Below are 23,155 nucleotides of genomic sequence, written 5' to 3' on the forward strand. Positions count from 1 at the left end.
CGTCCGGGTCGCACCGGACGGCATTTTTATTGGTACCGCCCCCTAGGTGTCGACGTTGGCGGCATAGGAGGCCGCCGACAGCAGGCGCTGGGTATAGGCGTGGCGTGGCTGCGCCATCAGCGCCTCGGTGGCGCCGGCCTCGACCACCTTGCCATCCTTCATCACCAGCACCTGGTGCGCCATGGCGCGCACCACGGCCAGGTCGTGCGTGATGAAAAGATAGGCCAGGCCATGGCGGCGCTGCAACTCGGCCAGCAACTGCAGCACCTGCTGCTGGACGGTGACGTCAAGCGCCGAGGTCGGCTCGTCGAGCAACAGCAATTCGGGCTGCAGCACCAGCGCCCGCGCAATGGCAATGCGCTGCCGCTGGCCGCCCGAGAACTCGTGCGGGTAGCGTTGCAGCATGTGCTCCGGCAGGCCCACTTCGGCCAGCGCATCGACCACCCGCGTGCGCTGCTGCGCCGGCGACAGCTCCGGATGATGCAAGGCCAGCCCTTCGCCGACGATCTGCAAGACGGTGCGCCGCGGCGACAACGAGGCATAGGGATCCTGGAACACCACCTGCATGCGCGAGCGCAAAGGGCGCAGGTCCGACGAGCGGCGCTCGGCAATGGACTGTCCATCGAAGACGATCGCGCCGCTGACCCGGGCCGGCGACAGGCGCAGCAAGGCCATGCCCAGGGTCGACTTGCCCGAACCCGATTCGCCCACGATGCCCAGTGTCTCGCCGCGCCGCAGCTGCAGGTCGACCCCGTCGACCGCGTGAAACAGGCGCTTGGCGAACCAGCCCTGCTTGATGGCATAGGTGCAGCGCAACTGCTCGGCCCGCAGTACTACCGGTGCGTCCGGCGCGACCTCGACCACATGGCGCTCTGGTCGGCTCTGCAGCAGCTTGCGGGTATAGGCATGCTGCGGGTCGGCAAACAATCGGGCCGTCGGTGCGCTCTCGAGCAACCTGCCTTTTTCCATCACGCCCACCCGGTCGGCGAAATGACGCACCAGGTTCAGATCGTGCGAGATCATCAACACGGCCATGTTGTCGTCGCGTTGCAATTGATTCAGCAGTTCCAGTATCTGCACCTGGATGGTCACGTCCAGCGCCGTGGTTGGCTCGTCGGCAATCAGCAGGCGCGGCTTGCACGCCAGCGCCATGGCGATCATCGCCCGCTGGCGCTGCCCGCCCGAGAGCTCGTGGGGATAGGCCCGCGCGCGCCGGGCCGGTTCCGGGATGCCGGTCTTGTCCAGCAATTGCACCGTGCGCAGCGCCGCCTGCCGGGCATCGACGCCCTCGTGGCGCATCAGCACCTCGGCAATCTGGTTGCCGACGGTAAACAACGGATTGAGGGCCGTCATGGGCTCCTGGAAGATCATCGCCACATCATTGCCGCGCACCTGCTGCATCTGGCGCTCGCTCTTTTGCAGGATGTCGTGGCCATCGAGCAGGATCTGCCCACCATACCGTGCGTCCTGGTTCAACTTGAGCAACGCCAGCGCACTGACCGACTTGCCTGAACCGGACTCGCCCACCAGCGCGAATTTTTCGCCGGGCGCGATGGCAAAGCTGACATCGTCCACCACGGTGCTATCGCCAAAGCGCACCACCAGGTTCTGCACCCGCAGCAGGTCTTGCATCGCTACCTGGCTCATGCCTTCCTCCGCACGTCCAGGGCGTTACGCAAGGCGTCACCGATATTGGTCAGCAGCAGCAGCATGACCGTCAGCACCAGGAAAGTCGACAGCGCAATCCACCAGGCGTCGAGATTGTTCTTGCCCTGTGCCAGCAGCTCGCCCAGGCTGGGCGTGGATGGCGGCACCCCCAGGCCGAGGAAGTCGAGGCTGGTCAGCGCCAGGATCGCGCCGCTCATTCGAAACGGCAGGAAGGTCACCACCGTGGTCAGGCTGTTGGGCAGGATATGGCGCCAGATGATGAGCCGGTCGGGCAGCCCCAAGGCACGTGCGGCCTGCACGTATTCGAGGTTGCGATTGCGCAGGAAATCGGCGCGCACGTAGTCCGACAGGCCCAGCCAGCCGAACAGCGACAGCAGGATCAGCAGCAGGCCCAGGCTGGGCTGGAAGATCGATGAAAAGATGATCAGCAGGTACAGTTCGGGCATCGAACCCCAGATCTCGAGCAGGCGTTGCGCGAACAGGTCGGTGCGCCCGGCGAAATACCCCTGCAGCGCACCGAAGCCGATGCCCAGCACGATGCCGATGGCCGTCAGCGCCAGCCCGAACAGCACCGATACCCGGAACCCGTAGAGCAGGCGCGCCACCACATCTCGGCCACGGTCATCGGTGCCCAGCCAGTTCTCGGCCGAGGGCGCGGCCGGATTCGGTTCCTTGGCGAAGTAGTTGAGGGTGTCGTAGCTGTAGTGATTGAGCGGATACAGCGCCCAGTTGCCGTCCTTCTGGAATTGGTGACGAATGAATGGATCGAGGTAGTCGGCCGGCGAATCGAAGTCGCCGCCGAAGCTCTTGTCGGAATAGTCGTGCACCAGCGGGAACATCAACTTCCCGTTGTAGCGCGCCACCAGCGGCTTGTCGTTGGAGACCAGCTCGGCACCCAGGCTGATGACGAACAGCACGCCGAAGATCAGCAGGCTCCAGTAGCCGCGCCTACTGGCGCGAAAACGCAACCAGATGCGACGGCCGGGAGAGATCGATGGCGCCGGGGAAGACGCGGGAGAAGTCTGCGTTGCGCTCATTTGTCCAGGCTTTCGAATTGCACGCGTGGATCGGCCCAGACATAGCAGAGGTCGCCCAGCAGCTTGACCACCAGGCCGATCAATGTGAAGAGATACAGGGTACCCATGACCACCGGATAATCGCGCCGGATCACCGATTCATAGGACAGCAGGCCCAGTCCATCGAGCGAGAACAGCGTCTCGATGAGCAGGCTGCCGGCGAAGAAGGCGCCGATGAAAGCGGCCGGGAAACCGGTGACCAGCGGGATGAGCGCATTGCGGAACACGTGCTTGTACAGTACCCGGTGTTCGGACAGGCCCTTGGCGCGCGCAGTCAACACGTACTGCTTGCGGATCTCCTCGAGGAAGGTGTTCTTGGTCAGCATGGTGGTGACGGCAAAGGCGCCCGCCACCGAGGCCGTCACCGGCAACGTGATATGCCACAGGTAGTCGGTCACCCGGCCCAGCAGCGACAGGGTCTGCCAGTTGTCGGATGTCAAACCCCGCAATGGAAACCACTGCAGGAAACTGCCGCCGCCAAATACCACCAGCAGGAACACCCCCAGCACGAACCCGGGGATCGAATAGCCGACCAGCACCAGGGCACTGGTGAGCCCATCGAAGCGGCTGCCCTCGCGCACCGCCTTGGCGATACCCAGCGGTATCGAGATCAGATAGGTCAGCAGGAAGGTCCACAGGCCGATGGTGATCGACACCGGCAGCTTGGACTTGACCAGCGACCAGACATCGCCGTGATGATAGAAGCTACGGCCCAGGTCGAAACTCAGGAAACCCTTGAGCATGGTCCAGAAGCGCTCGGCCGGCGGCTTGTCGAAACCGTACAGCTTCTTGATCTCGGCCACCCGCGCCTCATCGATGCCCTGGCGCCCCCGGTAGCCGGCCGCGCCCGATGCGGCTCCGCCGCCGGAGGCCTCACCGGCGCCGCCGCGCCCCTTCATCTCGATCATGGCCTGCTCGACCGGGCCACCCGGCACGAACTGGATCACCGCAAAGGTGATGGCGATGACGCCAAACAGCGTCGGCACCATCAGCAGCACCCGCTTCAATATATAAGTCCAGATATTCATGCTCGTCTCAGGCTAGCCGGGATTGGTGTATTCATCGCGCCCTCTCTTCCCACCAGGTGCCGATCACGTAGGGGTCGGCCTGGTAATACAGCGGCGCCTTGGCCGGGATGCCAAAGCGGTTCTGGTAGGCGATGCGATGGGTCGACGAGTACCAGTGCGGTACCACGATGTACTTGTGCAGCAGCACCCGGTCCAGCGCGCGGGCCGCCGCCGTCAGCCGGGGCCGGGAATCGGCCGCCACCAGCGCCTGCACCAGTTGGTCCACCACCGGGTCCTTCAAGCCCCAGGCGTTATTGGAGCCCTTCTCGTCGGCCGCCTTGGAGCCGAACATGTCGAACATCTCGTTGCCGGGGCTGCTGACGTCGGGAAACCGGATGCTGGTCATGTCGAAGTCGAATTCTTCCATGCGCTTGGCCACCAGCGCGTAGTCGGCCGTGCGCTGCGAGACATCGATGCCAAGCGTGCGCAGGTTGCGGGCGAACACACTGACCACGCGCGACATCGCGCCCTGGTCGTCGAGGATCTCGAACGACAGCGGCTGGCCCTTCGCATTGCGCACCGCGCCGTCGCGGTAGACCCAGCCGGCCTCGGCCAGCAGCGTGCGCGCGCGCCGCAGGTTTTCGCGCAGCGAGCCGGGCGGATTGGTGTTGGGCGGCACCGGTGCCGGGCCGAACACGGCCGGATCGATCTTGCCGCCGCCGGCCTGGATCGACTTGAGCAGCGCCAGTTCGTCACCTTCGGGCACGCCGGTGGCGGCCAGCTGGCTATTGTTGAAGAACGAATAGATGCGGGTGTACTGGCTGTAGAACAGCTGCCGGTTCATCCACTCGTAGTCCAGCGCCAGCCCGATGGCCTGGCGCACCCGCACATCCTTGAATTGGTCGCGCCGCAGGTTCATCACGAATCCCTGCATGCCGGCGCCGTTGGAATGCCTGAATTCCTTCTTGATGATGCGGCCGTCGCGGAACTGCGGCCCGGTATAGCTGCGGGCCCAGTTCTTGGCGCTGTATTCCACCACCACATCGAATTCGCCCGCCTTGAACGCCTGCAGGCGCGCCACGTCGTCGGCATAGAAGCGATAGACGATGCGCTCGAAGTTGTACATGCCGCGCCGGCTGGGCACCTGCTGGCCCCAGTAGTCGGGATTGCGGCGATAGGTGATGGCGCGCCCGAGGTCGTAATTGTCGATCAGGTAGGGGCCGCTGGAAATGGGCGGGGTCAGCTGGATCTGGTCGAACGGCGTGCCCTGTGCCCACTTCTTCGAGAACACCGGCACGCTGCCGACGATCAGCGGCAACTCGTGGTTCTGGCTGGCAAATTCGAAGCGCACCGTGGCCGCGTCCACCACCACGCAGCGCTTGACGTCGGCAAAGACCGACTTGAAGGCCGGCGCGCCCTTGTCCATCAGGGTATCGAACGAGTATTTGACGTCGCCGGCCGTGACCTTGTCGCCGTTATTGAAGCGCGCCCGGGCATTGATATGGAAGTCGATCGACATGCGGTCCGGCGCCAGCCGGATGTCGTCGGCCAGCAGGCCATAGACCGTGGCCACCTCATCCGAGGCCTGGACCGTCAGGGTCTCGAACATCAACTCGGCCACGCCGGCGGCCGAGACGCCCTTGAGCGAGAACGGATTGAACTTGTCGAAACTGGTGCGGCGGTCGGGATTGGCCAGGTACAGCGTGCCACGCCGGGGCGCATCGGGATTGACGTAGTCGAAATGGGTGAAACCGGGCCCGTACTTGGGCGTGTCGTAGAGCGAGAACGCGTGCTCGGCGTGGGCCGCGAGGCTGGCTGCCAGCAGGCTGGCGCAGCACAGGGCGCGGCAAAGGGGCGGAAACGGGTTGACCATGCGGGCTATTGTTGGCGGCTCTTGCGGGCGGTTATGTCGGTGTCGGGCTGGCGGCACGCAAGTCTCGTGCCGACAGCATGTTGCATGGCAAGCATCGGAAGGCATTGTACCCAAGCCCCGCAGCTTGCTTCATGCGATTTTCATTGATCCAGATGCGCGCGCCACGTATCGGTTCCCGCCGACGGCTGTGCCAAAGGTTGCCGCTTGCATCGCAAGCCCCTACAATCCGGGTCTGTTACAGCATGGCGCCCCTTAGCCGGTGGCGCCGCTACCACCAACGTCGGCCGGGCGCGCGCAGCAACTGCCGCCTTCCCGATGGACCAAACGGAGTCATCATGGCATTTCTGCAAGGCAAGAAAATTCTGATCACCGGCCTGCTGTCGAATCGCTCGATCGCCTACGGCATCGCCACCGCATGCAAGCGCGAAGGCGCCGAGCTGGCCTTTACCTATGTCGGCGAGCGCTTCAAGGACCGCATCACCAAGTTTGCCGAAGAGTTCGACAGCAAGCTGATCTTCGACTGCGACGTCGCCAGCGACGACCAGATCAACGCCTTGTTCGCCGACCTCGGCAAGTCCTGGACCCAACTCGATGGCCTGGTCCACGCCATCGGCTTTGCCCCCAGCGAGGCCATCGCCGGCGACTTCCTCGAAGGCTTCTCGCGCGAAGGCTTCAAGATCGCCCACGATATCTCGGCCTACAGCTTTCCGGCCATGGCCAAGGCCGCCGCGCCGATGCTCAGCGCCAATGCCGCCCTGCTGACGCTGACCTATCTCGGCTCCGAACGCGTGGTGCCGAACTACAACACCATGGGCCTGGCCAAGGCATCGCTGGAAGCCTCGGTGCGCTACCTCGCCGAAGCCCTCGGCCCGCGCGGCGTACGCGTCAACGGCGTCTCGGCCGGCCCGATCAAGACCCTGGCCGCCAGCGGCATCAAGGGCTTTGGCAAGATCCTCGGCGCCGTCGCCGACACCGCGCCACTGCGCCGCAACGTGACCATCGACGACGTCGGCAATGCATCCGCGTTCCTGCTGTCGGACCTGGCTTCGGGCATTACCGGTGAAATCACCTATGTCGACGGCGGATTTTCTCGCGTGGTGGGTGGCATCGCAGAATAATGTGTAACATTAGCGCGTTGGCATGATGCCAAAGCCGATGTTTTACTGTATGATTCGGCTTGTGCGTTGCAATATGCAGCACACAGGCGAATCAGCCGGGTTGCTCGTCCCTGACGAGAGTATCCAGCGGATTGCCCTAGCAGCTTCGCAAGCCTTACCTGTCATCCAGACAAGTTCTCAGTAAAAGCCCTCCCGCCCCTGGTGTCGCTCATTGACACCGTCCCGGCGCAAAGCTTTTGTGCCGAAATTTCTTTGTATTTTCATAGTCATTTCGTCGGTTGGCGTTGCTTTTTTCGTTCAGGCCATATCAGCCAGGCGTGCGCTTGCTCGCCCCTGGTGGTTGGGTCTGACGTTTCACATTCACGAAAGAGATTATGACTTTTGAAGCACTTGGCCTTAACCCTTCGATCATCAAAGCACTGACCGAAGCCGGCTATACCGTCCCGACCCCAGTCCAGGAAAAAGCCATCCCTGCCGCCATCGCCGGCCAGGATCTGCTGGTTTCGTCGCAGACCGGTTCGGGCAAGACCGCGGCATTCATGCTGCCTTCGCTGCACAAGCTGGCTGAACTGCCGCAAGCTGCCGAAGGCGCCGGCGCCGCCCGCACGCCCAACCAGGAACGCCAGGCCAGCCGCTCGCGCGGCGAGCGCCCGCGTTTCACCCCGGCCCAACCGAAGATGCTGGTGCTGACCCCGACGCGCGAACTGGCGTTGCAGGTCACCACCGCCACCGACAAGTACGGTTCGTACATGCGCCGCGTGCGCGTGGTGTCGATCCTGGGCGGCATGCCTTACCCGAAGCAGATGCAACTGCTGTCGAAGAACCCCGAAATCCTGGTGGCGACCCCTGGCCGCCTGATCGACCATATGGAATCGGGCAAGATCGATTTCTCGCAACTGCAGATCCTGGTGCTGGACGAAGCCGACCGCATGCTGGACATGGGCTTCATCGACGACATCGAGAAGATCGTCGCCGCCACTCCCGATACGCGCCAGACCATGCTGTTCTCGGCTACGCTGGACGGCGTGGTCGGCAACATGGCCAAGCGCATCACCAACAATCCGGCCACGATCCAGATCGCCGGTTCGGCCACCCGCCACGAAAACATCATGCAGCGCGTGCACTTCGTGGACGACCTGTCGCACAAGAATCGCCTGCTGGACCACCTGCTGCGCGACGTGACGATGGACCAGGCCGTGGTGTTTACCGCCACCAAGCGTGACGCCGACACCATCGCCGACCGTCTCAACATCGGTGGTTTCGCGGCCGCCGCATTGCATGGCGACATGCACCAGGGCGCACGTAATCGCACCCTCAACAGCCTGCGCCGCGGCCAGGTTCGCGTGCTGGTGGCCACCGACGTCGCCGCGCGCGGTATCGACGTGCCGGGCATCACCCACGTGTTCAATTACGACCTGCCGAAGTTCGCCGAAGACTATGTGCACCGTATCGGCCGTACCGGCCGTGCCGGTCGCAAGGGCGTGGCGATCTCGCTGGTGAACCATGCAGAAGGCATGCATGTGAAGCGTATCGAGCGTTTCACCAAGCAGTCGATCCCGGTCGATGTGGTCGAAGGCCACGAACCGAAGAAGACGGCATCGGCTTCGCGCAGCCCGCGCAAGCCAGGCAACTGGCGTCCGGGCGATGGCCGCAGCAACAATGCAGGCGGCGCTGGCGCCCGCTTTGGCAACCGCGAAGGTGGCGGTGGTCAACGCGAAGGTGGTTTCGGCGGCAATCGCGAAGGTGGTTTCGGTGGCAACCGTGACGGCCGCAGCTTCGGCGGCAAGCCGGCCGGTGCCGGTGGTCCGCGTCGCGAAGGAGGCGGCTACAAGGGCGCTGGTGCCCGTACCGACGGCCCACGTCGCTCCTACGGCGATCGTTGATTGCCGTGATCGCCGGCGCGTGATCGCCGAGCTGTAGCAAGCTTGCTTGCCACGAGAAGACATACCCGATGAGTGATCATCGGGTATTTTTTTGGCGCGCGCCACGCGGATGGCCGGGCAACGACCTGGCACACCGGGCGACTGCGCACGGTGCCTCTGCCGCGCCGGATGCAACGGGGATTTTTCTAATAAATACACGCCGTTACCGAGCGCTCTTTCAAATTCCCGTGACTGAATATCGCGCCCGGTGCTTCTAGAGTGAAGCCACCACCGATCCCGGTGGCATCCATCTGCAAGGAGCATCCCATGACATCCAGCAACCTGGACGCGATTGTCCAACCCGCCGCCGACCAACTGATCCAGCACGATATCGAGCGCGCCCGGCAGGAGGTCGAGATCCAGATCCATCACAGCCCGTGGAACATGAACCAACGCTTGAACATGATCGCCTACGAAGACCAGGCCTGAGTCGAACGGGGGCGCCTGCCGGGCGCCCCTTCCATGGGAAGAGGCAAGCAAATGATCCTGCAGACCAGCCATCTGGATTTGATGAATACCGTGCTGACCCTGGTAGAAGCCAGCCAACCCGACGCCGGAAGGAATTGCCGCTCCCTGGAACAGGTCCGGGCCGGATACCGAAGCTTCCTGCAATCATTAAAGCAACGTCAGGTCGATATCGCATCGCGCGAGATATCGTTCATTACCGAGCACGGTGCCACCGCAACCCTGCGCCACTATTTTGCCAATGATTCACTGCTTGACGACCGCCAGCAGGCCGAGGTCATCGGGCATGCCCAAGACCACCGCACGGCGCAGAAGCTGGCGCGCCTGGATTGCGCGCTACATGAGGTCTCCCTGTATTCGCGCGACTACCTGGATTTTCTCCAGACCATCATCACCGATATCTTCATCCTGCCGTCGGACAAGGCGCGCGCCGGCTCGACCTCGCAGGCGATCGGCCTGATCTGGATGAATCCCAGGCCGACCTATACCCTGCCCGACATCATCGAGATGCTGGTGCATGAGTTCACGCACCACGCGATGTTCCTCGACGAGATGAAGTACAGGCATTATTCATATGAACGAGTACTCGACCGGTCCACCTGGGCCCGCTCGGCGATCCTCAATATCGCCCGTCCGCTGGACAAGGTATTGCACAGCATCGTCGTGTCCACCGAGATACTGCTGTTTCGCAACAGCTTTCTTGGCCATCCGATGGCGCCCCGGGTCCATCCGCCCACCAACAAGCTGGCACTCCAGCTCAAGACTTCGCTGGTGCAAGCCGAGCAATCCGTACGCGCCCACCCCGACGTGCTGAGCGAACGGGGTAGATACGTTCTTGCCAATGCCCATCGTATTTTCCACAGCGCCATCGGCCCCTTGCTCATGTCCCGGCGTCAGCCTTTCATGCCTCCGATGCGCCCGCCGGCGCAAGCCGTGACGTGAACCTGCGCCCACGCCAATGGGCGAGCATCCATGGCCATGCAAGCGCAGTCGCAAGCTTGCTGCTGGTGCTGCTCCACCAGGCCATCGTCGCCAGCTCGACCATTTTCCTGACCGCGATCATTGCGTCGTTCCAGGCCGGCAAACCCTTTCTTCCAGCGCTGGTCATGTTTCTCGCGACGATGACCTTGCCCTATCTTCCCGGCGCCATATCGTTCTACACCCTTCAAGTATGGGTCAACCGGGCGCACATGCGATTTGTCATGGAAGCCGCGAGCGCAGGCGCCGGCAACGTCAACGCCTATCGAAACGGGGATTTGCGCGAACGCACCGAATCGATATTGGCGCGCAACTCGTACCCGGTCATCAGGGACTATCTCGGCGCGGTGCATGAGCTGGCCAGCTTCGCCCTCAACAGCCTGCTCAGCGTGCTGGTGATCGGCTTGCTGCTGCCGGCCCAGCTGCTGCTGGGTTACCTGGCCAGCCTGCTCATGTGTGCCGTGATCATCGCCGCACTCACGCGGCCGATCGCCAGGCAATCGGCGCACAGCGAAGATTGCTATGTGCGGTTCTCGGCAACCTTGAGCAAGTGCTGGGACAACCTGATGCTCGGCAATCGGCACAACCGCAACGTCTGGGTCGCCCAGGTCGACGATGACGGCCAGCGCTTCTATCGCGCGTCGAATCGGCTCGAACTGATCAAGCAGGTGGGCAATGTCGTGCTCGCGGCCGCATCGCTGGGACCGAGCGTATTGCTGATCGTGATGCTGGCCTCCAGTGGACAGACCGCTGCCGCGTCGCTGGCGGCGGTCATTGTCAGCCTGACCCGGATATTCCTGATCCTGAACGCCCTCAGTACGTTGGTCTATCGTGTGCTGGACCTGATTTCCTTGCATGCAAAGATGCGCGTCCTGTTCAGGTTGCAGGCATCGCTATCGGCTGCGGAGGATCCGCCGCGCGGCGCGATATCGTCAATCTCGATCAATGGCCAGGCCGTCGGCGACATGCAGCAGGCGCTGGACATCCTGGCCTCGCGCAGTGCCGGCAGGTTCACCATCACCGGCCCCAACGGAGGCGGCAAGTCGACCGTACTGCTGCGGCTCAAGGAGCAACACCGGGACCGCGGCTTCCTGCTACCGGCCCAGCATGGCAACCTGATGTGGAAATCGTGTCCCGACTCCTTTTCCACAGGCCAGCGAAGCGCCGCAATCCTGACCGAGGTGCTTGGTATTGCGCATATCAAGTGCCTGCTGCTGGACGAATGGGACGCCAACATGGACGAGGCCAATACCAGACGCATCGACGCCCTGCTGGAGCACACGAGCAAAGAAAGAATCGTCATCGAGACACGTCACTGAGGAAGCATCATGAGCAACGATTTTGTCGATTGGCTGCTAAAGGGTGAGCAATTCCAGTCGTGCTATTCGACAGGAAGTTTCTGGCTCGGCAGGTATCCCGCCGCGGGCCTGCCCGCCATCTTCTCGTGGGATAGGCTCAACGACTGCCTGACTTGCAACCGCATTACCAATGACCGCCTGCGCCTGTCGACGGCGCAACAATACGAACAGTTCAACAAACGCGTCTTCCGGGCGACCCGGGACGCATTTGGCCGACCTACCGACCATCTGCTGATACACGAACTACAGGCAGTGATGGGGAGCGGCGTGACTGCCGTCCTCGAAGCCGTCAACGAATTGACCCGCCCCCTGGCCGAGATGACGCAATGCCTTGCCTGCGCATTGGATGTCAGGTCCGCCGCCAACGCCTATATGTCATTCGGGCTGACATCGGGATTCGGCGTTCATCACGATGACCACGACGTGATCATCATCCAGATCGATGGCAGGAAGAAATGGCAATTCTTTTCGTTGCCGGATGCAAATGAAAAGGCCACCGTGGCAGACCTTGAGGCACCAACCGAAAGCGACCGCGGCCAAAGCGTGATCATCCACACCGGTGACGTCATGTTCATTCCCAAGGGAACCTGGCATGACGTCACGGCCATGAACGAGCGCAGTCTTCATCTCACGATCAGCCTGGTCAATCCCACCCTGCTGGATTTCGCGCAGTGGATGCTGAAAAAGCAAGGGCCGCTGTTCTCACGTGAGGATATTCGGCGCAATCCTGCATTTTGCGAGCGATCCCTTGCCTTGTTTCGTGACGCGTGGGAGAGCCTTTGCAACCCAAACGCCTTGCAGGATTTTCTCAGGCATTACCACGCTTCGCATACCGTCTCGCCGATCGAAGCGACTTTTCCTACGCTGCATTGCGCGCAGGTCGACGACCGCTTCCGACGGACCACATCCGATGTCGTGCTCACGCAGGAAATCGACGGCGCAGGCAAGGTGACGATCTTTGCGTCGGGCCGGACGCATCGGCTGACCCAGGACGAATACGCGCTACTGCTGGCATTACCGTGCGGTTGGGGCGAACCCGGATCCGCCCTGCTGGTGGACGGCCGCCAATGGAGCGACATCGCGCCGGTCTTGACGAGCCTGATGGACAAGGGCCTGGTCGGCAAGAGGGTCGACGCCCGGGCAAGCTGCTGACGTACCTGAGCCCAGGCGCGGTCGCGGCGCCCTGGGCCACACTCGTACCCTCAAGCCGGGCTGGACTGGCTGCATGTCTGCTGCCCCGCCGCCAGGTTGCGTACATCGGCGGCAATCGCCTGGGCACCCCGGTCGGCCACCCTCTGCGTCGCCGTCACCACATCGGCGACGGCACCGCCACTGACGGCTTCGGTGAGCGCCAGGCGGCACACGAGCGTCTTGCGGTCGTCAGAGCGGGTGATGGTCCAGCCCAGTGCCGCCTGGACCTGGCCGTTGCGCACCGCGTCGAGATCGCGCAATTCGACCGCAATGCGATAGCTCACACCGTCGGCCGGACGACCGCTGCGCGAGACATCGATGGCGCCCAGTCGGCGCGATACGCCGTTGGCAAGCGCATCGCGCAATTCGTTATTGAATGGCGACGACCAGCGTTCGGTTTCCAGCACGTCGACCCGCGTGGCGTCGTTGCGCACCACGATCTGCGGGCGCGCCAGGCGCTCGGGTACGGCCACCGGCAACACCTCGATGAACATCGGCGCAGTGGACATGCCGGCGCTCGCGGTGACTGCAGTGGGCGACGTCACCAGCGTATAGAACTGCGTCGGCGGTGTGCTGCCACAGGCCGTCAGCGCCAGGGTGGCCACGGCGAGGCTGACGATGGAGATCTTCTTGCGGGCTGGCATCATGGCTCCTGTTTGCCCCGGATCAGCGATTCGGGATGCTGTTGCAGGTAATCGGTAAGGACGCGGATCGACGCCGCCGCCCGCGACAGTTCCTGCATGGTCTGGCGGATATCCTGCTGTAGCGGCGCATCATCGGACAAGGTCCGTTCGGCCGCATTCAAGGTCTTGCGCGCATCCTTCATGGCCGCCGACATTTCCGGGGCGATGTCGTTGTTGATACGCGAGACCGTCTGCTCGGCCGTGGTCAGGGTCTGGTTGAGTTTCCTGACCGTGACTTGCAGGTCTTTTCCGATCTCGTCGAACGGCACCTTGGACAACTTGCCCGCAATCTCGGACAACTGGGTCTGCAATTCATCCAGGCTGCCAGGCACGGTCGGCAATTCGATCGGCGTCTTGCCGGTGTCGATCTGGACCGGCTTGGCCTTGGGGAAGAAATCGATCGCCACGTATAACTGGCCAGTGAGCAGGTTGCCGTTGCGCAGCTGCGCCCGCAGGCCGCGCTTGACCAGGAACTTCAAGCGCTCGGTCGGCGAATAACGCGGGTCGGCATTGTCCTGCGTAAAGCGCCGTCCCAGGCGATCGGGATAGAGCGTCACCAGCACCGGCATGCGGAAGGCCCCCTTGTCGCGGTCGTACTCGATGCCGATGTTCTTGACCTCGCCCAGCACCACGCCGCGGAAGTCGACCGTCGCCCCCGGCTGCAAGCCGCGCAGCGACTGGTCGAAATACAGCAACACCGTGGCCGGCGGGCCGTCCGGATCCTTCATGGCCGCGCCTTCGTCCTCGGCCAGCTGATATTCGGCGCCCTCCTTGGCAGGCGTGTCGTGCGCATTCTCGTCGCGCTCGCGAAAGGCGATGCCGCCCAGCACCACGGTCGACAAGGCCTGGGTATGCAGCTTGAAACCACTGGCGTTGAGTTCGGCGTCGAAACCGCTGGCATGCCAGAAGCGCGTGCCCTGGGTCACGAACTTGTCGTAGGGCGCATTGACGAAGATGCGCATCGTCACGCCGCGGCCGTCGTCGTCCAGGTCGAACGCCATCACCTGGCCGACCTTGATGCGCCGGTAGTACACCGGGGTGCCGATGTCGAGCGAGCCGAGGTCGTCGGCGTGCAGCACGAACTGGCGTCCCGAGGCATCACGGGTGACGATGGGCGGTTGTTCCAGCCCCTCGAACTGCTTCTTGGTCTCTTCCGAGGTACCGGCGTCGACGCCGATATAGGCGCCCGAGAGCAAGGTACCCAGCCCCGAGATGCCCGAGGCGGCGATGCGCGGGCGCACCACCCAATAGCGGGTGTCGTCGGCATCGAAGCCGGACGCTTCCTTGGTCAGCTGGATCGATACCAGCACATGCGAACGGTCTTCGGCCAGCTTGATGCTCTGCACCTGGCCGATATCGACATCCTTGTACTTGACCTTGGTCTTGCCTGCCTCCAGCCCTTCGGCCGAACGGAAACTGACGGTCACCACCGGGCCGCGGTCGACCAGGATCTTGGCCACCAGCGTCAGCCCCACCACGGCGGCAATGATGGGAATGAGCCAGACCAGCGATGGCAGCCAGTTGCGACGGTGCTCGCGCTTGGGCTGCAACAGGGCCGGTTTTTCGTCATGCGGATCGGTCATGCGGTTCCTTCGTTCTTATTGGTTGGTGCTACCTGGGGCAGCGCGCGCGGCTCGGCCGGCTGCGGCTCGGGATCGACATCGTCCCATATCAGGCGCGGGTCGAACGCCAGCGATGCCAGCATCGTCAGCACCACCACCGCACCGAAGGCGGCGATGCCGATACCGGCGTGTACATCGGCAAAACCGTGGATCTTGACCAGGCCGCTCAACACCGACACCACGAACACGTCCAGCATCGACCAGCGACCGATGGTCTCGATCACCCGATACAGCTTGGCGCGCTGCAGGCGTTGCCAGCTGCTGCGGTTGCGGGCCGAGATGACCAGCACGATCAACGATACCAGCTTGAATAGCGGCACCAGGAAGCTGGCCACGAACACCACTGCGGCCAGCCCCCATTCGCCGGAAGTCCAGAAATAGATGACCCCGCTGAGGATGGTGTCGCGCTGCTCGTCGAACAGGGTACGGGTGATCATCACCGGCATCAGGTTGGCCGGTATGTACATGATGCAGGCGGCGATCAACAAGGCCCAGGTGCGGTTGAGACTGTCACGCTTGCGCCGGTGCAGCAACGCATCGCATACGCCGCAGTGGTCCTCGGCGCGCGCGCCCTGCCATACGGTGCCGCAGTGATGACAACCGGTCACGCCCAGGTCGGCCGCATCCTGGATCAGCGGGCCGCTGTCCTCGCCGGCGCTTTGGTAACGGCTCATGGCCCCGGCTCCCGCGCCTGGACCTGGCCGGCCAGCCCCTGCTTCTGCTCGCAGATATGCCAGATGTAGCGCGGATTGAACGACACCAGCACCGTCAGCAGCACGGTCAGGGCGCCGAACGACCAGAGCGCCGGACCGGGAATGACCTCGGCCATGTTGGACAGCTTGATCAGTGCCACCAGGATGCCCAGCATGAACACCTCGATCATTCCCCACGGCCGGGCTGCCTGCATCAGTCGCAGCAACAGCACGAAACCGGGTGGACGCTGCAGCCGCGAGGATGGCAACAGCAGGTACAACAGCACCAGCATCTGGATCAGCGGAAACAGCAGGGTGGTGGCCATCACCAGCAGCGCCACTTCCGACATGCCATCGCGCGACAGCGCCAGCACCGCGCCCAGCAGCGTGGTTTCGCTGGACAGCCCCTGCAGCTCGATGCTCACGATCGGGAACGCGTTGGCGATGACGAACAGGATCAGCGCGCCCACCGTCAGCGGCAGCAGGCGATCCAGGCGGCGACCGGTGTGGCGGTCGAGCTCGGCGTCGCAGCGCAGGCAACGCGCGACTTCACCGGCCCGCAACTGGGGGCGATGATAGACGGCGTCGCATTCTTCGCAGACGATCAGGTCCGGGCGCTTGTACATGGATGGATGAAGCTACTTTTCTGGCTGTTGTCTGTTGTTATTGATGGGCGGCACGCAGTACGCTGCCCCGCTTGGAGCCTAAATAGCCGGGCGCGTTCCATGTCGGCCAACGTTGCCAGATCGACATGATCGCAAAGTTAATGACCAACGGGTTATCAAAGGTCGATTCTAACAACATAGGATCGCATCGGCATGCGGGAGCGCCCCGTATTTACGCTTGTCAGGAAGATAGCGCTTGACAAGGCCAAGGGCAATCTTCTAAAGTCGCCCAATGACTTCCGCAGCAAACATCTCCCTGCTACCGACCAGCGCCAGCGCCCTGCTAGTGCCGCTATCGGCTTCGCTACTACTAGCTTCGCGCTAAATCCCTGGCCAATGCGGCCACCGTCGACACCGCGGGGCACGCGCGGCACGACAGAGCAAAAACAGATCCGCAGTACCTGGACCCATTCAAGCAGCAACGACCGCCTTTCGTTGCAGCACGACCGAAGCGACGCGATCATGCATTCCAAGTCACACACATTCTGCGCAGCCTTGTTCCGCAAACGCCTGCGCCGGGAGCCGCCCCCTCTGGCTCTATGACGGGCTGCCTGGCCACGTGCAAGTGGCAGCCAGGCAGCCCGATGGCCACATCAGACTGTGCAGACGCATTTATCGCCAATTACCGACAAGACTAACGAGGTTTATCATGATGTTGAGCAATCCCGCCGCCAAGTACCGCGCCTTCCCCGCCATCGACCTGCCTGACCGCACCTGGCCATCCAAGGTCATCGATACCCCGCCGATCTGGATGAGCACCGACCTGCGCGATGGCAACCAGGCCCTGATCGAACCGATGAACGCCGAGCGCAAGCTGCGCTTCTTCGAATTGCTGGTCAAGACCGGCCTCAAGGAAATCGAAGTGGGTTTCCCGTCGGCATCGCAGACCGATTTCGACTTCGTGCGCAAGCTCATCGAAGAAAACCGCATTCCCGACGACGTCACGATCATCGTGCTGACGCAGTCGCGTGAAGAATTGATCCGCCGCACCATCGAATCGCTGGCCGGCGCCAAGCAGGCCATCGTCCACCTGTATAACTCGGTGGCACCGGCGTTTCGCAAGATCGTCTTCAACATGTCGCGCGACGAGATCAAGAACATCGCCGTCACCGGCACCCGCCTGGTCAAGGAACTGACCGATTCCCGCCCCGAGACGCAATGGCGCTTCGAGTATTCGCCCGAATCCTTCAGCACCACCGAACTCGATTTCTCCAAGGACATCTGCGACGCCGTCTGCGAAACCTGGGGCGCCACGCCCGAGCGCAAGATCATCCTCAACCTGCCCTCGACGGTCGAATGCGCCACACCCAACGTCTATGCCGACCAGATCGAATGGATGTGTCGCAACCTCAAATACCGCAGCAGCAGCATCATCTCGGTGCACCCGCACAATGACCGCGGCACGGCGGTGGCCTCGGCCGAACTGGCCGTGATGGCCGGCGCCGATCGCGTCGAAGGCTGCCTGTTCGGCAACGGCGAGCGTACCGGCAACGTCGACCTGGTCACGCTGGCATTGAACCTGTACACCCAGGGCGTGAACCCCGGCCTCGACTTTTCCGACATCGACGTGGTGCGCCAGGTGGTGGAAGAGTGCAACCAGATCCCGGTCCACCCGCGCCACCCGTACGTGGGCGACCTGGTCTTCACCGCGTTCTCGGGTTCGCACCAGGATGCCATCAAGAAAGGCTTTGCCAAGCAACAGCCCGATGCGCTGTGGGAAGTGCCCTACCTGCCGATCGACCCGGCCGACCTGGGCCGCAGCTATGACGCCGTCATTCGCGTCAACAGCCAGTCCGGCAAGGGCGGAATGGCCTATCTGCTGGAACAGGAATACGGCCTGGCCCTGCCCCGCCGCCTGCAGATCGAGTTCTCGCGCGCCATCCAGCGCCAGGCCGATGCCACCGGCAAGGAAATCAACGCCAGCGATATCTACGGCGTGTTCAAGAGCGAATACCTGGAGCGCGAAACGCCCTACGTCTATCGCGCCCACCGCATGTCCGAAGACACGGCCCGCGCCGAGTCGATCAACATCGAAGTCGATATCGTGCGCGAGGGCAAGCCGGTCACCGTGCGCGGCACCGGCAATGGCCCCATCGATGCCTTCGTGCATGCGCTGGGCCTCGACATCAAGCTGATGGACTTCCACGAGCACGCCATCGGCGCCGGTGCCGATGCCCGCGCGGCCAGCTACATCGAGCTGCGCCTCAACGAGGCACCCACCGGATTCGGCGTGGGGATCGACGCCAACATCGTGACGGCTTCGTTCAAGGCCGTACTGAGCGCCATCAATCGCCAGATCGCCCTCGACCAGAGCGCCAACCAGGCCCGCTCGAGCAGCGAACGCGCCGCCTGAAAAAGGAATGCTGCCGGCGATCCCGGCATGCAAGCCTCAAAAAAATGCCGACCTACAGGTCGGCATTTTTCTTGCACGCTCGCCGGCACGAGTTATTCCGATCGCGCCAGCCGCAGCCCGGTGCATTGCCAGCGTGCCGTGGCCGGAAAGAAATTGCGATAACTCAACCGGGCGTGGTTCAACGGCGTGGCCATCGAGGATCCGCGCAAGACATACTGGTTCACCATGAATTTGCCGTTGTATTCGCCCACCGCACCGGGTGCGGCGGCGAAGCCCGGATAAGGCGCGTAACTGCTGGAGGTCCATTGCCAGGCCACCCCGAAGAACTCGCACGCCGGTCCCCGCACCCGTGGGGCGGCGTGCTCCCACTCTGCCTCGGTGGGCAAGCGGGCGCCGGCCCAGCGGGCATAGGCATCGGCTTCGTAGTACGACAGGTGCAGCACGGCGCGTTGCGGGTCCAGTCGCTGCAGGCCGTATTCGCTGAACTCATGCCATTGGCCTTGCTCGTCGCATTGCCAGTACAACGGGTGCGCTATCCGTTCACGGCAACGCCAGTCCCAACCCTCGGACAACCATAGCGACACGTCGCGGTAACCGCCTGCCTGCACGAAGGCCAGGTATTCGCCGTTGTTGACCAGGCGCGAGGCACAGGAATACGCCTCGACGAACTGGCGATGGCGCGGCAACTCGTTGTCAAAGCAAAAGCCTTCGCCGCCATGCCCGATCTCGACCACGCCGGCATCGAAACGATGCCATGCCAGCGGCAGTGCGCAGGACTCGCCTTGCAAGTCATCCAGCGGTGCCTGGTAGGCGGGCTTGAGCGGATTGATGAACAACAGGTGCAGGATATCGGTCAGCATCAGCTCCTGGTGTTGTTGTTCATGCTGCAAGCCCAGCTCCAGCAATTGCACCAGCTCGGGTGCCGGCGCCGAGCCGGCGGATTGCAGCAAGCGCAGCATGCGCTGGTCCACATCGGCGCGATAGGCCTGCACCTCCTCGAGCGAAGGCCGCGTCAGCAATCCACGTTGGGACCGTGCAAAGCGCTGGCCGACACCTTCGTAATACGAATTGAAGAGCATCCTGAACTGCGGATGGAAGGCGCAGAAATGCGGCTCGAAGCGTTCCAGCAGGAAGGTCTCGAAGAACCACGTGGTATGCGCCAGGTGCCATTTGACCGGGCTGGCGTCGGGCATCGACTGGGCGCCGCAATCCTCGGCCGACAACGGTTCTGCAATGACCTGCGATTGCCGGCGCACACGCCGGTAGCGATCGCTCCACTGGTCGCGCGGCCGATGATCGAGTTCATGCACGGCGGCATCGATGACGGCATCGATGGTGGCGTCCAGCGCCTGCTCCTTGAAGATGGCTTGAGGCATGGCGGTGGGCGCTCAGCGTGCTCGGGCGTGACAGACGGCAAACCAGCGCTGCGGATCGAACCACATGCGGCAGTCACCGAAACCGGCGCGCTGGAGCAGGTCGACGATGCCCTCGGGCGAGAACTTATGGCTGTTCTCGGTGTGGATGCGCTCGCCCTGGCGGAACATCCGATGCCCGCCGTCCCAGCGCACCAGCACATCGTGCCGTGCCTCCAGGTGCATCTCGACGCGTTGCCCGGCAACATTGTAGAAGCCCAGGTGTTGCCAGTGGCGAGCGTTGAAGTCGGCGCCCAGCAAGCGATTCACATGGTTGAGCAGGTTCAGGTTGAAGGCCGCCGTCACGCCCAGCGCATCGTCATAGGCGGCATCGAGCACGGCCGAAGGCTTGACCAGGTCCAGACCCAGCAATACCCCTCCGGCCTCGCCCAGCTGCAACGCCTGGCGCATGCGCCGCAGGAATTGCAGTGCCTGGTCGGGATCGAAATTGCCCAGCGACGACCCGGGGTAGAAAAACAGGCGGCGCTCGCGCGACACCGTCGCCGGCAGATTGAGCGTACTGGAAAAGTCCTGGGCAATGGCATCGATGGCAATGTCGGGAAACTTCTGCCGCAGGTTGGCCACGGCGTCGTGCAGGAAGTCGGCCGAGATGTCGACCGGCACGTATTGCCGCGGCTGCAGCAACGGGAACAGGCGCGCCGCCTTGGCGCAATTGCCCGCGCCCAGGTCGATCAGTGTCACGCCCTGCCCGACGGTCGCCGCGATGCTGGCCGCATGGGTCTCGAAGATACCGGCCTCGGTGCGGGTTGGATAATATTCGGGCAGTTCGCAGATCGCCTCGAAGAGCTTGCTGCCTAGCGCATCGTACAGGTACTTGGGCGAGACTGCGGCCTGCGGCGCCATCAGGCCCGCTTCGAGTTCATCACGAATGGCGGATTCGGAAGGAGCCTGCCAGGTCTGCGGCAGTGCGTGGGCGAGTTGGGGGGCCAATCTGGTCTCCTTGCATGGGTTGCAACGTGAGCATTGCCGATTCGACAAGCATTGCAGCGCGGATGCAAGACTGCGCTACACTCTGCGCCAGTCCGGTTGCGCATGCCACATGCGCAACTTGCATATACTTATCCTGTTATCGACTTTGGCGCACCGTGGTGGTTCAACGCGACGCCGAGTTTTTTAAGCCAGGCTCATCCGTGGGCCGGCTCAATCCGTGCCCGCCAACATGTCCTCCACGCCAAGCTCATCCGACGCCAGCCCAGTCCTTGCCCCTTCTTCCCCTGCCCGCCAAAGCACCTTGGCCGCACTACGCGGGCTGTGGCCGTTCCTGCTACCGTATGGCCGCCAGTTCGCGCTGGCGGCGCTGGCCCTGCTGGTGGCGGCCGGCGCCACGTTGGCCGTGCCGTACGCCTTCAAGCAGATGATCGACCTGGGTTTCGGTGCCGCCGGCAGTCGCAGCAGCAGTCACATCAACCTGTACTTCCTGGCCCTGTTCGGCGTGGCCTGCGTGCTGGGGGTGGCCACCGCGCTGCGCTTCTACATGGTGTCCTGGCTGGGCGAGCGGGTCACGGCCGACCTGCGCCGCGCGGTCTATGCGCATGTGGTCACGCAAAGCCCGGCGTTCTTCGAGACCACCCGCACCGGAGAGGTACTGTCGCGCCTGACCACCGACACCACGCTGATCCAGACGCTGGTGGGCACCAGCATCTCGATGGCCCTGCGCAATGCGCTGCTGTTCCTGGGGGCGCTGTGCATGCTGTTCATCACCAGTGTGAAGCTGACCTCGATCATCATCGTGCTGCTGGCGGCGGTGGTATTGCCCATCGTCATCTACGGCCGCCGCGTGCGCCGCCTGTCCCGTGATTCGCAGGACCGGGTGGCCGATGCATCGGCCATGGCTGGCGAGATCCTCAACGCCATGCCCACCGTGCAGGCCTTTACCCACGAGGACATCGAGGCCCAACGCTTCGGCAGCTCGGTCGAACGCGCCTTCGAGACGGCCATGCAACGCATTCGCGCCCGCTCGGTGCTGACCGTGGTGGCGATCCTGCTGGTATTCGGCTCCATCGTGTTCGTGCTGTGGCTGGGTGCGCACGCGGTCATGCAGGGGCGCATGAGCGGCGGCGAGCTGGGCCAGTTCATCCTCTATGCATCGCTGGCCGCAGGCTCGCTGGGGGCATTATCGGAAGTGATGGGCGATACCCAACGCGCCGCCGGTGCCGCCGAGCGCCTGCTGGAACTGCTGGCGGCGCGTTCGCCGGTGCAATCGGTGCTGCTGCCGGAAAAGCTGCCGCCGCGTACGGCCAACGGCGCCGCGCTGGCCATCGACCGGGCCAGCTTTCATTACCCGTCGCGCATCGGCAGCAATTCGCTCACCGACTTCTCGCTGCAGGTGCGCCCGGGCGAGACGGTGGCGGTGGTCGGCCCGTCCGGTGCCGGCAAGACCACGCTGTTCCAGTTGCTGCTGCGCTTCTATGACCCGCAGCATGGCGCGATCCGTCTCGACGGCGTGGACATCCGCTACCTGAGCCTGCATGACCTGCGTGAAGCCATCGGCATCGTGCCGCAGGATACGGTGATCTTCTCGGCCAATGCCATGGAAAACATCCGCTTCGGCCGCCCCGATGCCAGCGATGCAGAAGTGATGGCCGCTGCGCGCATGGCCGCCGCCCATGAATTCATCGAGCGCCTGCCCGGCGGCTACGACTGCTTCCTGGGAGAACGCGGAGTGCGCCTGTCAGGCGGCCAGCGGCAACGCATCTCGATTGCCCGCGCGCTGCTCAAGAATCCACCGTTGCTGTTGCTCGACGAAGCCACCAGCGCGCTCGATGCCGAGTCCGAACGGCTGGTGCAGGCAGCGCTGGAAGCGGCCATGGTCGGTCGTACCACGCTGGTCATCGCGCATCGCCTGGCCACCGTGCAGCGGGCCGATCGCATCATCGTGCTGGAACACGGCCAGATCGTCGAGAGCGGCACCCATGCCGAACTGGTGGCGCGCAATGGGCTCTATGCCAGCCTGGCGGCACTGCAGTTCAATACCCAATGAGAGTGCCGGCGCATTGTTTCAAAATCCAATAGACTGCTGCTTCGCATCAAACAACAACAAGCCAGCCAACC

At 63.4% G+C, this 23,155-nt stretch carries 18 protein-coding genes; 8 read left to right on the plus strand and 10 right to left on the minus strand.

Annotated features, from left to right (window positions below):
* Nucleotides 1–42 precede the first annotated feature (42 nt).
* From PMI40_RS03575 to PMI40_RS03590, 4 genes are read right to left on the minus strand one after another with little or no spacing between them, the layout of a single operon-like run.
* Entirely contained in the window at nt 43–1,647 is a 1,605-nt protein-coding gene (locus PMI40_RS03575) for an ABC transporter ATP-binding protein (RefSeq protein WP_008112176.1), read from the minus strand.
* Nucleotides 1,644–2,705: an ABC transporter permease gene (locus tag PMI40_RS03580; RefSeq protein ID WP_008112178.1), complete on the minus strand. Its 1,062-nt coding sequence runs from the start codon at nt 2,703–2,705 to the stop codon at nt 1,644–1,646. Before PMI40_RS03580 ends, PMI40_RS03575 begins: the two co-directional genes overlap by 4 nt.
* Complete coding sequence (locus PMI40_RS03585) at nt 2,702–3,772, minus strand: microcin C ABC transporter permease YejB (RefSeq protein WP_008112180.1); 1,071 nt, start codon at nt 3,770–3,772, stop codon at nt 2,702–2,704. Before PMI40_RS03585 ends, PMI40_RS03580 begins: the two co-directional genes overlap by 4 nt.
* Nucleotides 3,773–3,803: 31 nt before the next feature.
* Nucleotides 3,804–5,624, minus strand: a complete 1,821-nt coding sequence (locus PMI40_RS03590; protein ID WP_008112183.1) for an extracellular solute-binding protein — start codon at nt 5,622–5,624, stop codon at nt 3,804–3,806.
* A 335-nt stretch (nt 5,625–5,959) separates the two neighbouring features.
* On the opposite strand from PMI40_RS03590, the gene fabI reads away from it, so the two are divergent.
* From fabI to PMI40_RS03615, 6 genes are all read left to right on the plus strand, one after another.
* The gene (gene fabI / locus PMI40_RS03595; protein ID WP_008112185.1) at nt 5,960–6,742 is read left to right on the plus strand and encodes an enoyl-ACP reductase FabI; all 783 of its coding nucleotides are present in this window, start codon (nt 5,960–5,962) and stop codon (nt 6,740–6,742) included.
* Between the two features lie 374 nt (nt 6,743–7,116).
* Nucleotides 7,117–8,625 carry a DEAD/DEAH box helicase gene (locus tag PMI40_RS03600; protein ID WP_008112187.1) on the plus strand — a complete coding sequence of 503 codons (1,509 nt, stop codon included), beginning with the start codon at nt 7,117–7,119 and terminating at the stop codon, nt 8,623–8,625.
* Nucleotides 8,626–8,931: 306 nt separating this feature from the next.
* On the plus strand, nt 8,932–9,093 hold the full coding sequence (locus PMI40_RS24225) for a hypothetical protein (RefSeq protein WP_008112189.1): 162 nt from the start codon (nt 8,932–8,934) through the stop codon (nt 9,091–9,093).
* A 51-nt stretch (nt 9,094–9,144) separates the two neighbouring features.
* Nucleotides 9,145–10,071, plus strand: a complete 927-nt coding sequence (locus tag PMI40_RS03605) for an HEXXH motif-containing putative peptide modification protein (protein WP_008112192.1) — start codon at nt 9,145–9,147, stop codon at nt 10,069–10,071.
* Nucleotides 10,068–11,426 (plus strand): ABC transporter ATPase, encoded by a 1,359-nt coding sequence (locus PMI40_RS03610; protein ID WP_040501614.1) that lies wholly within the window; start codon nt 10,068–10,070, stop codon nt 11,424–11,426. The genes PMI40_RS03605 and PMI40_RS03610 overlap by 4 nt, the downstream gene beginning before the upstream one ends.
* Nucleotides 11,427–11,435: 9 nt before the next feature.
* A complete protein-coding gene (locus tag PMI40_RS03615; protein WP_008112197.1) occupies nt 11,436–12,617 on the plus strand; it encodes a JmjC domain-containing protein in 1,182 nt (393 codons plus the stop codon).
* A 50-nt stretch (nt 12,618–12,667) separates the two neighbouring features.
* Here the strand turns inward: PMI40_RS03615 and PMI40_RS03620 are convergent, their stop codons facing one another.
* The 4 genes from PMI40_RS03620 to PMI40_RS03635 are packed head-to-tail and all read right to left on the minus strand — an operon-like array spanning nt 12,668 to nt 16,279.
* Nucleotides 12,668–13,300 (minus strand): membrane integrity-associated transporter subunit PqiC, encoded by a 633-nt coding sequence (locus PMI40_RS03620; RefSeq protein ID WP_008112200.1) that lies wholly within the window; start codon nt 13,298–13,300, stop codon nt 12,668–12,670.
* Nucleotides 13,300–14,922, minus strand: a complete 1,623-nt coding sequence (locus PMI40_RS03625) for an intermembrane transport protein PqiB (protein WP_008112202.1) — start codon at nt 14,920–14,922, stop codon at nt 13,300–13,302. The genes PMI40_RS03620 and PMI40_RS03625 overlap by 1 nt, the downstream gene beginning before the upstream one ends.
* Complete coding sequence (locus PMI40_RS03630) at nt 14,919–15,635, minus strand: paraquat-inducible protein A (protein WP_008112203.1); 717 nt, start codon at nt 15,633–15,635, stop codon at nt 14,919–14,921. The genes PMI40_RS03625 and PMI40_RS03630 overlap by 4 nt, the downstream gene beginning before the upstream one ends.
* Nucleotides 15,632–16,279 (minus strand): paraquat-inducible protein A, encoded by a 648-nt coding sequence (locus tag PMI40_RS03635; protein ID WP_008112205.1) that lies wholly within the window; start codon nt 16,277–16,279, stop codon nt 15,632–15,634. The genes PMI40_RS03630 and PMI40_RS03635 overlap by 4 nt, the downstream gene beginning before the upstream one ends.
* A gap of 688 nt (nt 16,280–16,967) precedes the next feature.
* Here PMI40_RS03635 and leuA point away from each other — a divergent pair.
* Complete coding sequence (gene leuA, locus PMI40_RS03640) at nt 16,968–18,671, plus strand: 2-isopropylmalate synthase (protein WP_008112211.1); 1,704 nt, start codon at nt 16,968–16,970, stop codon at nt 18,669–18,671.
* Between the two features lie 92 nt (nt 18,672–18,763).
* Here the strand turns inward: leuA and egtB are convergent, their stop codons facing one another.
* On the minus strand, nt 18,764–20,047 hold the full coding sequence (egtB, locus tag PMI40_RS03645; protein WP_008112213.1) for an ergothioneine biosynthesis protein EgtB: 1,284 nt from the start codon (nt 20,045–20,047) through the stop codon (nt 18,764–18,766).
* Between the two features lie 12 nt (nt 20,048–20,059).
* The gene (gene egtD / locus PMI40_RS03650) at nt 20,060–21,034 is read right to left on the minus strand and encodes an L-histidine N(alpha)-methyltransferase (protein WP_008112215.1); all 975 of its coding nucleotides are present in this window, start codon (nt 21,032–21,034) and stop codon (nt 20,060–20,062) included.
* 229 nt (nt 21,035–21,263) lie between these two features.
* On the opposite strand from egtD, the gene PMI40_RS03655 reads away from it, so the two are divergent.
* Nucleotides 21,264–23,084, plus strand: coding sequence for an ABC transporter transmembrane domain-containing protein (locus tag PMI40_RS03655; RefSeq protein WP_008112217.1), 1,821 nt, complete (start codon nt 21,264–21,266; stop codon nt 23,082–23,084).
* Nucleotides 23,085–23,155 lie beyond the last annotated feature (71 nt).

Origin of the sequence: Herbaspirillum sp. YR522, assembly GCF_000282575.1 — a bacterium.
GTDB lineage: Bacteria > Pseudomonadota > Gammaproteobacteria > Burkholderiales > Burkholderiaceae_D > Herbaspirillum.